The sequence below is a fragment of the Rhodanobacter sp. B04 genome, assembly GCF_002001125.1.
In the GTDB taxonomy this organism is placed as follows: domain Bacteria; phylum Pseudomonadota; class Gammaproteobacteria; order Xanthomonadales; family Rhodanobacteraceae; genus Rhodanobacter.
Map to the genome: position 1 here is coordinate 275,190 of NZ_MUNV01000012.1, position 9,067 is coordinate 284,256.

The 9,067-nt window shown below is 64.9% G+C and carries 8 protein-coding genes and 1 tRNA gene; 7 read left to right on the plus strand and 2 right to left on the minus strand.

Annotation, left to right across the window (positions count from 1 at the left end; all coding sequences use genetic code 11):
* Nucleotides 1-19: 19 nt before the first annotated feature.
* Nucleotides 20-1,030, minus strand: a complete 1,011-nt coding sequence (locus B0E46_RS12135) for a glycosyltransferase family 2 protein (protein WP_077556035.1) — start codon at nucleotides 1,028-1,030, stop codon at nucleotides 20-22.
* Between the two features lie 195 nt (nucleotides 1,031-1,225).
* Between B0E46_RS12135 and B0E46_RS12140 the strand changes: the two genes are divergently transcribed.
* From B0E46_RS12140 to B0E46_RS12155, 4 genes are all read left to right on the plus strand, one after another.
* The gene (locus tag B0E46_RS12140; protein ID WP_077556036.1) at nucleotides 1,226-2,041 is read left to right on the plus strand and encodes a glycosyltransferase family 2 protein; all 816 of its coding nucleotides are present in this window, start codon (nucleotides 1,226-1,228) and stop codon (nucleotides 2,039-2,041) included.
* On the plus strand, nucleotides 2,041-3,075 hold the full coding sequence (locus tag B0E46_RS12145) for a CDP-glycerol glycerophosphotransferase family protein (RefSeq protein ID WP_077556037.1): 1,035 nt from the start codon (nucleotides 2,041-2,043) through the stop codon (nucleotides 3,073-3,075). Before B0E46_RS12140 ends, B0E46_RS12145 begins: the two co-directional genes overlap by 1 nt.
* 79 nt (nucleotides 3,076-3,154) lie before the next feature.
* Entirely contained in the window at nucleotides 3,155-4,879 is a 1,725-nt protein-coding gene (locus B0E46_RS12150) for a glycosyltransferase family 39 protein (protein ID WP_077556038.1), read from the plus strand.
* Entirely contained in the window at nucleotides 4,876-5,196 is a 321-nt protein-coding gene (locus tag B0E46_RS12155) for a tetratricopeptide repeat protein (protein WP_077556039.1), read from the plus strand. The genes B0E46_RS12150 and B0E46_RS12155 overlap by 4 nt, the downstream gene beginning before the upstream one ends.
* Before the next feature lie 16 nt (nucleotides 5,197-5,212).
* On the opposite strand, the gene B0E46_RS12160 is transcribed toward B0E46_RS12155, so the two are convergent.
* A complete protein-coding gene (locus tag B0E46_RS12160) occupies nucleotides 5,213-6,106 on the minus strand; it encodes a lipid A biosynthesis acyltransferase (protein WP_077556040.1) in 894 nt (297 codons plus the stop codon).
* A 78-nt stretch (nucleotides 6,107-6,184) separates the two neighbouring features.
* On the opposite strand from B0E46_RS12160, the gene dtd reads away from it, so the two are divergent.
* The 3 genes from dtd to B0E46_RS12175 all read left to right on the plus strand — a co-directional run bounded on the left by dtd (nucleotide 6,185) and on the right by B0E46_RS12175 (nucleotide 8,885).
* On the plus strand, nucleotides 6,185-6,625 hold the full coding sequence (dtd, locus tag B0E46_RS12165; protein WP_077556041.1) for a D-aminoacyl-tRNA deacylase: 441 nt from the start codon (nucleotides 6,185-6,187) through the stop codon (nucleotides 6,623-6,625).
* 172 nt (nucleotides 6,626-6,797) lie between these two features.
* Complete coding sequence (gene rpoD / locus B0E46_RS12170) at nucleotides 6,798-8,672, plus strand: RNA polymerase sigma factor RpoD (protein WP_077556042.1); 1,875 nt, start codon at nucleotides 6,798-6,800, stop codon at nucleotides 8,670-8,672.
* Nucleotides 8,673-8,809: 137 nt separating this feature from the next.
* A tRNA-Ile gene (locus tag B0E46_RS12175) sits at nucleotides 8,810-8,885 on the plus strand.
* Nucleotides 8,886-9,067: the final 182 nt, after the last annotated feature.

The window sequence follows — 9,067 nt, forward strand, 5'->3', positions numbered from 1 at the left end:
GTCGTGCGTATTCGCCACATCAGCCACGCAGCCTCCAGCCACGGCGCAGGATGTTCAAGGCACGCTCCCATTTCCGCCACGGCGATACCCGTCGCATCATCACCAGCCTGGCGTAACGCTTGGTTTCGCTCCACGGTGGCCGCGGCTTGGTCATGAACTCCAGCTTGCTGAACTCGATGCATTCCGGGCCCATGCCGATCCTGGCGGCGTAATGCCGGATCAGCGCACTGGAAGTCATCTTGTTGATGTATTCGATCCGCGCGGACTGGTTCGACCACCAGCCGTTCTTGCCGTGGATGCGGTAGCGGACGCAGCCGGTCGGCAGGTAGTACTTGTGCGCGCCGAGCACACTGCAGCCGAACACCAGGCAATTGTCGGCCGACAACCGCCAGGTGCGCTGGAAGGATTCGGGCAGATCCAGCGCCTGCCGCGCCCATGACGCACGCATCGACAGCGCGGAAGTCGGCGCGCCGTACCACTGGGTCAGCACGTAGGTGCTGATCGCGGTGTAGCCGAGATCGACCTCGCTGCCGTGAAAACGCATCACCCGATCCTGCTGGTCGAACAGCTGCAGGTCGGAAAACACGAAGTCGATATCCGCGCGCGCGTCGTACAAGACGCCGAGACGGGCCAGGTAATCCGGCTCCCAGCGATCGTCGGAGTCGAGGAAACTGATCACATCCGCATGCGCCGCGTTCACGCCACGCTGGAATGCGCTGAGCTGGCCGCCATTGATGCCGCTGATCAGGGTGACACGCTCGTCATCGGCATAGCGTTCGCGCAGCAGCACATCCGATCCATCGGTGGAACCATCATCGACCACGATGACCTGCAATGCCTTGCGACTCTGTGCCAGCGCACTCTCCACCGCCTCCAGCACGAAGTCGCGATAGTTGTAGCTGGTGATGACCACCGCGAACGTCGTCCGGCTGCCCGCACCGCTCTCGTTGCGAGCGGCTGCCGGGTCGACCGCGGGTTCCTGCGGCAACGGCGGCTCGGCCAGGTCGTCTTCGCCCACGATGTCGCTCATTTGCATCCACTCCGCGAGATCACTGCTGCCCGATGTGACAACGTGTCCCCACACTAGTTGCCGGCAGCTCATGCCAGTGCCCCATCATATCGGACTCGCAATGACATAGCCGCCGACATCGGCCATCGCCCATCCCGGCGCCAACCGACGGATGTCGCGATCGGCTTCCTGAATGGATCGGCTAGAATCCTTCGCATGTCCACTTTCCCGCTGACTCTCGTCGTCATCACCCACAACGAGGCCGACAATATCGCGCGCTGCCTCGACAGCGTCACGTTCGCGGCCGAGAAGCTGGTGGTCGACTCGGGCAGCGACGACGACACCGTGAGCATTGCGCAGGCACACGGCGCACGCGTGCTGCATCAGGACTGGCTCGGCTTCGGGCCGCAGCGCAATTTCGCCACGACGGCGTGCACCCATGCATGGATTCTTGCGCTGGATGCCGACGAGTACCTCACCCCGGAACTCGCCGCCGAACTGCAGCAACGCCTGCCTGACTTGATGGCCGGCAGCATGCCGGCGGCGTATCTGCGGCGCAGCACGATCTACATGGGCCGGCCGATGCGCTGGTACCGCCCAGCCGTGGGCGAGCAGATGGCGCGGCTGTATCACCGTGACCGCGCCCGCTGGAGCGACGCGCGCGTGCACGAATCGCTGCGCTTCGAAGGCAACGCGCCGACACTGCAGGCACCCTTCAACCACGTCAACAATCCGACCCTGCCTCACAAGCAGCTGAAAGTGCTGCGCTATGCCGAACTGAAATGCCGCGACTGGCTGGACAAGGGCAAGCCGGTACGCATGTGGCAGGCACCGTTCGTCTACGTCCTGGCCTTCCTCAAGGATTATGTGTTCCGGCTCGCATTCCTGGACGGCTGGCGCGGCTTCATCATCGCGCAGACCGCGGCCAGCTATGCGCTGTACAAGCGCATGCGCTATTACGAAATGGTTAACCATCCGGAGTCGGTGTCGCGCGCGGCGCACATCCTCACCCACCACGGCATCGATCGCTGATGAGCAGCAACAAAAAGCATTATTTACTGTACGGCTCGGAGCGCTACGCGCTGGCGATCCTGCGGCCGCTGCAGCAGGCGATCCGCGCGCGCGGCGATGAGGCCGCGTGGTTCTTCGATGGCCCTGGCGCGGAAGATCTGGTCGCCGGCGAACGGCTGCTCACGGTGGACGAAGTGCGCCGCTGGAAGCCGATCGCTGTGATCACCTCCAGCAACGCGGTGCCGCACTTCTTTCCCGGCGTGAAGGTGGAGACGTTCCACGGCTTCGATGCCGGCAAGCCGCGGCATATCTACGTCCGCGGCTTCTTCGACCTGTATTGCACGACCGGGCCACGCGACACGGCCAAGTTCCAGGAAATCGCCGATCGCGTCGGCCATTTCACGGTGATCGAGACCGGCTTTCCCAAGCTCGACCCCTTCATGCAGGAGATCACCGGCCCGCTGCCGGCGGTGCGCAAGCCACCGGTGATCCTCTATCACTCGACGTTCTCGCCTTCGTGGAGTGCGGCCGAGACGTTGTACGAAGAGGTGAAGCGGTTGTCGCGCGACGGCCGCTGGCGCTGGATCGTCACCTTCCACCCGAAGATGAACCCGGAGACCACGGCCAAGTACAAGGCACTGCAGAACGAGTACCTGAGCTTCGCAGAGAACGACAACATCCTCGAACTGTTTCCGCAGGTCGACCTGATGTGCTCGGATACCTCCTCCGCGCTCAACGAATTCCTGCTCACCGGCAAGCCGGTGGTGACGTTCAAGAACCGCCGGCCGGGCCCGCAGCTGATCGACATCGACGCGCCGGCGCAATTCGAGCCGGCGATCCAACGCGCGCTGGCGCGGCCGCCGCAATTGCTCCAGGCGATCCGCGACTATGCCGACGCGATCCATCCGTACCGCGACGGCCGCTCCAGCGAACGCGTGCTCGATGCGATCGACGCGTTCATCGCCGGCGGCGCCAAGAACCGCCGGCGCAAACCGCTGAACCTGTGGCGCAAGCTGAAGATCCGCCGCCGCATCGGCTACTGGGGGCCAGCCTGAACGTCTGGCGCCGACGCCATCGCCATGTGCGTACCTGACGCAAGCTAGAATCCTTCCCAATCCGCCAAGAGCCAGCCACGTGTCAGTCAGCGCGTATAGTCGTTCCGAACACCTGCGGGCCCTGTGGCCATGGCTGCCGCTATGGAGCCTGGTCGCCCTGCTGGCGATCTTTTCGCACGGGCCGATGCCGCTGTATTCCACCCGGACACTGGCGGTGGCATGGGAAATGTGGACGCATGGCCACTGGCTGGTGCCGCATATCAACGGCCAGCCGTACAGCGAGAAGGCACCGTTGCTGTTCTGGCTGATCCATGCCGGCTGGTTCGTGTTCGGTGTCAGCGACATCTGGCCGCGCGTGCTCGAGGTGCTGATCGGCGGCAGCCAGCTGGTACTGGTCTCGATGCTGGCGCGGCGCCTGTTTCCCAACCGCCCATGGATGGCCAAGGCGACCCCATGGATGCTGTTGGCGCTGGGCTACGCCTTCCTGTTCGGCCTGCAGATCATGTACGACGTGCTGCTGGCGGTATGGACGCTGGCCGCGCTGCTGTGCCTGACCCCGAAGCTGCATCGGGCCGAGCCGCGCTGGCTGCTGTTCGGCCTGTGCATCGGCCTGGGCCTGCTGACCAAGGGTCCGGTGATGCTGCTGCACATCGTGTTCCCGTGGCTGCTCGGGCCGCTGTGGAACGACTGGGCGCGCCAGCATCGTGCGCGCTGGTACGGCGGCGGCGTGCTGTCGATGTTGCTGGGCGGCGCGATGCTGCTGGCGTGGGCGTTGCCGGCCGGGTTCTCCGGCGGCGAGGCCTATCGGCAAAGGCTGTTCTTCACCCAGACCGCCGGGCGCGTGGTCAACAAGCTGGCGCAGGGCAAGGACCTGCAGAACCATGCGGAGCCGGTCTGGTTCTACCTGCTCGGCCTGCCGTTGCTGCTGTTTCCGTTCAGCGGCTGGCCGCGCGTGTGGGTGGCCCTGGCCAGCCTGCGCCGGCCGCTGGAACCGGGCCTGCGCTTCGCCTTGTGCTGGCTGTTGCCCAGCTTGGTCGTGTTCTCGCTGATCAGCGGCAAACAGCTGTATTACCCATTGCCTGAGTTCGGCGGCATCGTGCTGTTGATGGCCGGCGCGATCGCGGTACTGCGCGAGCGCCGCCCGGCACTCGCCGAAAATGGCTGGTTCGGCACCTGGCCGCTGGGTGTGGGCGGCATCGTTTTCGGCCTGCTGCTGTTTGCGTTGCCCATGCTGGTGGCCGGCAATTATCTGCATGGCGAATGGCCGGATGCCGCTGCGCCGTACAGCCGCTTTTTCAGCGTGGTCTTCCTGCTGCTCGGCGGCCTGCTGCTGCTGCGCGGCCGGGGCGAACTGCGCCGGCTGGCCGTGGCCGGGCTGGTCGGCGTACTCACCCTCAATACCTTGTTCACCCTGACCCTGTGGCCACACTTCGACCTGCGCCCGACCGCCAAGCTGCTGGAGGCCGAACAGTCGCAGCACCCGATCGGTTACCTGGGCAATTACGAAGGCGAGTTCCACTTCGAAGGGCGCTTGACCCAGCCGATCACCGAGCTGTTCGGCGATCAGGCGCTGCAGGACTTTGCCCGCGCCCATCCGGACGGCCTGATCGTGGCGCATCCGGGGAAACTCGATGCCGACGCCCTGCGCTATGCCTTGCTGGTGCAGCCGTTCCGTTCGTCGTGGCTGGTGGTCTGGCCGGCGGCTTCGCTGGCCGACCTGCGCGCCGGACTTGCTCCACCGGAACCAGCCCGGCCAACCCAGGTCTACCCGGCTGACATCTGGCGCTACCGCACGCAGCCGTGAATGCCGCCCTGATCGACAGCCTGCGCAAGCAGTGCGATGGCCCGCGCGACGGTGCCTTGCTGCGCTTCTCGCTGGGCAGCGCCCTGCTTGGCGAAGGCGAGCTTGATGCCGCGATCGGTGAACTGCGGCATGCCTTGGATTTCGATCCTGCCTACTCGGCCGCATGGAAGCTGCTCGGCAAGGCCTGCCAGCAGGCCGGCCAGCTGCAGGCTGCGGCAGACGCCTGGCGCAGCGGCATCGACGTGGCCGCCAGCCGCGGCGACAAGCAGGCCGAAAAGGAAATGACCGTCTTCCTGCGCCGGCTGGAAAAAGCGTAGCGACGCTGCGTGTTCCCTACTCGCTTTCGCGATCGTACGGACTGATCAGGCCATCGGCCGAATAGCGCTTGTACTGCCACTGGTACTGTGCAAACGCCAGCTCGACGCAGTCCTGCACGCCCTGGTTCAATGCAGCGCAGGCGCGGGCCGGGTCGGCATCGGCCAACCGTTCGGGTGCGGGCAGGATCTGGATGCGATAGCCGGCACCGTGCGGCAGGCGTTCGGCAAACGCAAACAGCACGGTCGCGCCGGTGCGTGCGGCCAGACGTGGCAACAGCACCATGGTCAACGCCGGGCGGCCGAAGAAGGGCGCGAACTCACCCTCCCCCGCTCGCGGTTTCTGGTCCGGCAGGATGCCGACCGTGCCACCCGCCGCCAGCCGCTTGTACAAGGTGCGCACGCCGGCGCCGTCGGCACGCACCTGCTCCGGCGCCAGCGCGCCGCGCACCTTGCGCAGCAGGCCCTCGACCGCGGCGATCCGCGGCGGCCGGTACAGGATCGCCATCGGCGTCTTGCGGCATAGCCAGTAATTCAGCAACTCCCAGCAGCCCAGGTGCGGCGCCGCGATGATCACGCCCTTGCCGGCGGCCAGTGCCGCATCCAGCAACGCCTCGCCGCGCACCTCGCGCACCAGCGCCAACGCCCGCTCGGCACCGGCGCCCCAGACCTTGACGATCTCGCTGACCGACTTGCCGCTCTCGCTCACCACCTCCCGCAGCAACGCCGCCTGCGCTGCAGCATCCAGCGCCGGCCGCACGATGCGCAGGTTCACTGCGGTGTTCTGCACCATCTGGCCGCGTCGCCACAGCATCAGCTTGCCCAGACCGCTGCCGATACCTTGCAACGCACGCAGCGGCAACAGCGCCAGCAGGCGCAAAAGTAGATAGATGAGATAGATATCGGCACGCATCCGCCCAGTTTACGGGAGCCGGCTTTCACCGTCCGCGATGGCGCCGTAAGCTGATCGCCTCACCTCCCGCATGCCGCCATGATTGCCCTGATCCAGCGCGTCCTTTCCGCCCGCGTCGACGTCGACGAAGAAACCGTCGGTGCGATCGGCACCGGCCTGCTGGCCCTGGTGGCGGTGCAACCGGACGACGGCGAGGTACAGGCCAAGCGCATGCTGGAGCGTCTGCTCGGCTATCGCGTGTTTGCCGACGACGCCGGCCGGATGAACCGCTCGCTCGCCGATACCGGCGGTGGCCTGCTGCTGGTAAGCCAGTTCACCCTGGCCGCCGATACCCGCTCCGGCATGCGCCCCAGCTTCACCCGTGCCGCGCCGCCCGAGCATGGGCGCCGCTGGTTCGAGCGGCTGCTGGAGCTTGCACGCGCTGCGCATCCGGGGGTGGAAACCGGGCGCTTCGGTGCCCATATGGTGATCCAGCTGGTGAACGATGGTCCGGTGACTTTCTGGCTCGACACCGGCTGAGCTGGCATGCATGAGCTGCGCGCGGCGCGCAGCCGGCGAAACACCGCAAGACCGCGATTTGGCGCGATTTTTGCGTAGCCTGTTTGAACTTTTTCTCACTTGAAAACTGGTCAAAAAAGCAGCACATCGCTATAATGTCCGGTTCTTGAACCCCGCGGCGGTCGGTTAATTAATGAACAGCAAAGCTCCCCACGAGCAACAGTCCGAAATCAAGGCACTTATCTCCAAGGGTCTGGAGCAGGGCTACCTGACCTACGCCGAGATCAACGACCATCTGCCCGACGACATCGTCGACCCGGAGCAGATCGAAGACATCATGGCGGTGCTCAAGGGCGTCGGCATCGAAGTGCACGACGCCGCTCCGGATGCCGACCCGCTGGCCGACAAGGCCGGCAGCAGCACCGACGACGAAGCCGCCGCCGAAGAGGCCGTGGCGCTGCTCTCCGCCGTCGACGCCGAAGTAGGCCGCACCACCGACCCGGTGCGCATGTACATGCGTGAAATGGGCACGGTCGAACTGCTCACCCGCGAAGGCGAGATCGCCATTGCCAAGCGCATCGAGGAAGGCCTCGGCCAGGTGCAGACCGCGCTGGCCAGCTTCCCGCTGACGATCGAACTGCTGCTCGAGGAATACGACCAGCACCTGGACGGCAAGCGCCGCCTCAGCGAAATCCTGGCCGGCTTCCTCGACCTGGAAGAAGCCGCCGACCTCGCCCGCAAGGAGAAGGAAGCCGCCGCCCTGCTGGCGCCGGAACCGGAACCCGGCGACGAAGCCGACGACGACGACGACGAGACCGCCACCGAGGACGAAGAAGAAGCCGGCTCCAGCGGCCCCGACCCGGAAGAGGTCAAGCGCCGCATGGAACTGCTGCGCGACCATTACGGCAAGTTCCAGAAGGCCGCGCCGAAGGCCGCCAGCATCCTCGACAAGAAGATCGTCAAGCTGCGTGACCAGATGGCCGAGGAATTCCTCAAGCTCAAGCTGCCGTCCGCGCTGATCGACGGTTTCGTGCGCAAGCTGCGCGAAGTGGTCAACGACATCCGTCACCACGAGCGCGTGCTGATGGACATCTTCGTCAAGCAGGTGAAGATGCCCAAGGCCGAGTTCATCAAGACCTTCCCCAGCAACGAGGGCAACCTCGAGTGGGCGGCCGAGCTGGGCCGCAAGCGCCAGAAGTGGTCGCCGAACATCAAGACCTACCGCGAGGCGATCGACGCCGAGCAGGAAAAGCTCGCCACCATCGAGCGCAAGCTGTTCCTGCCGCTGATCGACATCAAGGACATCAACCGCGCCATGGCCAGCGGCGAGGCGAAGGCCCGCCGCGCCAAGAAGGAAATGGTCGAGGCCAACCTGCGCCTGGTGATCTCGATCGCCAAGAAGTACACCAACCGCGGCCTGCAGTTCCTCGACCTGATCCAGGAAGGCAACATCGGCCTGATGAAGGCGGTCGACAAGTTCGAATACCGCCGCGGCTACAAGTTCTCGACCTACGCCACCTGGTGGATCCGCCAGGCGATCACCCGCTCGATCGCCGACCAGGCGCGCACCATCCGCATCCCGGTGCACATGATCGAGACGATCAACAAGCTCAACCGCATTTCCCGCCAGATGCTCCAGCAGTTCGGCCGCGAGGCCACGCCGGAAGAACTGGCCAAGGAAATGGAGATGCCCGAGGACAAGATCCGCAAGGTCTTGAAGATCGCCAAGGAACCGATCTCGATGGAGACCCCGATCGGCGACGACGAGGACTCGCATCTGGGCGACTTCATCGAGGACGGCAACGCCAGCTCGCCGATCGAGTCGGCCACCGAGACCGGCCTGATGGAAACCGTGCGCGACGTGCTCGCCGGGCTGACCCCGCGCGAAGCCAAGGTATTGCGCATGCGCTTCGGCATCGACATGAACACCGACCACACGCTGGAAGAAGTCGGCAAGCAGTTCGACGTCACCCGCGAGCGGATCCGCCAGATCGAAGCCAAGGCGCTGCGCAAGCTGCGCCACCCGAGCCGCTCCGAACAGCTGCGCTCGTTCCTCGACGTCGACTGATCGCCGTTGCAACCTGCAAGACTGAAACAGCCCCGCCAACGCGGGGCTGTTTCGTTTCGGGATACGGCCTGGAAGAACCGAGCGGCTACGACGGTGCCATCGCGTGCAAGGTCTACGGTAAACTTCCGCTCTTGCGCGGGCCTATAGCTCAATGGTTAGAGCAGAGGACTCATAATCCTTTGGTTCCAGGTTCGAGTCCTGGTGGGCCCACCACATCTACGTCCGAGAAGCTCCGAAGACGTCCGCGCAAGCCTTCTAATATATTTAATGTTGATTTCCGCCGAAAACTGAGCCGGGTTTTTCATCGAAAAGTGAGCCACCCGTTCGTGCTGCAGGTTAGCTCAGATCGGGGTTGAGATCGGGGTCTTGGTCTCCTTCTTGATGTCAGTGCCATG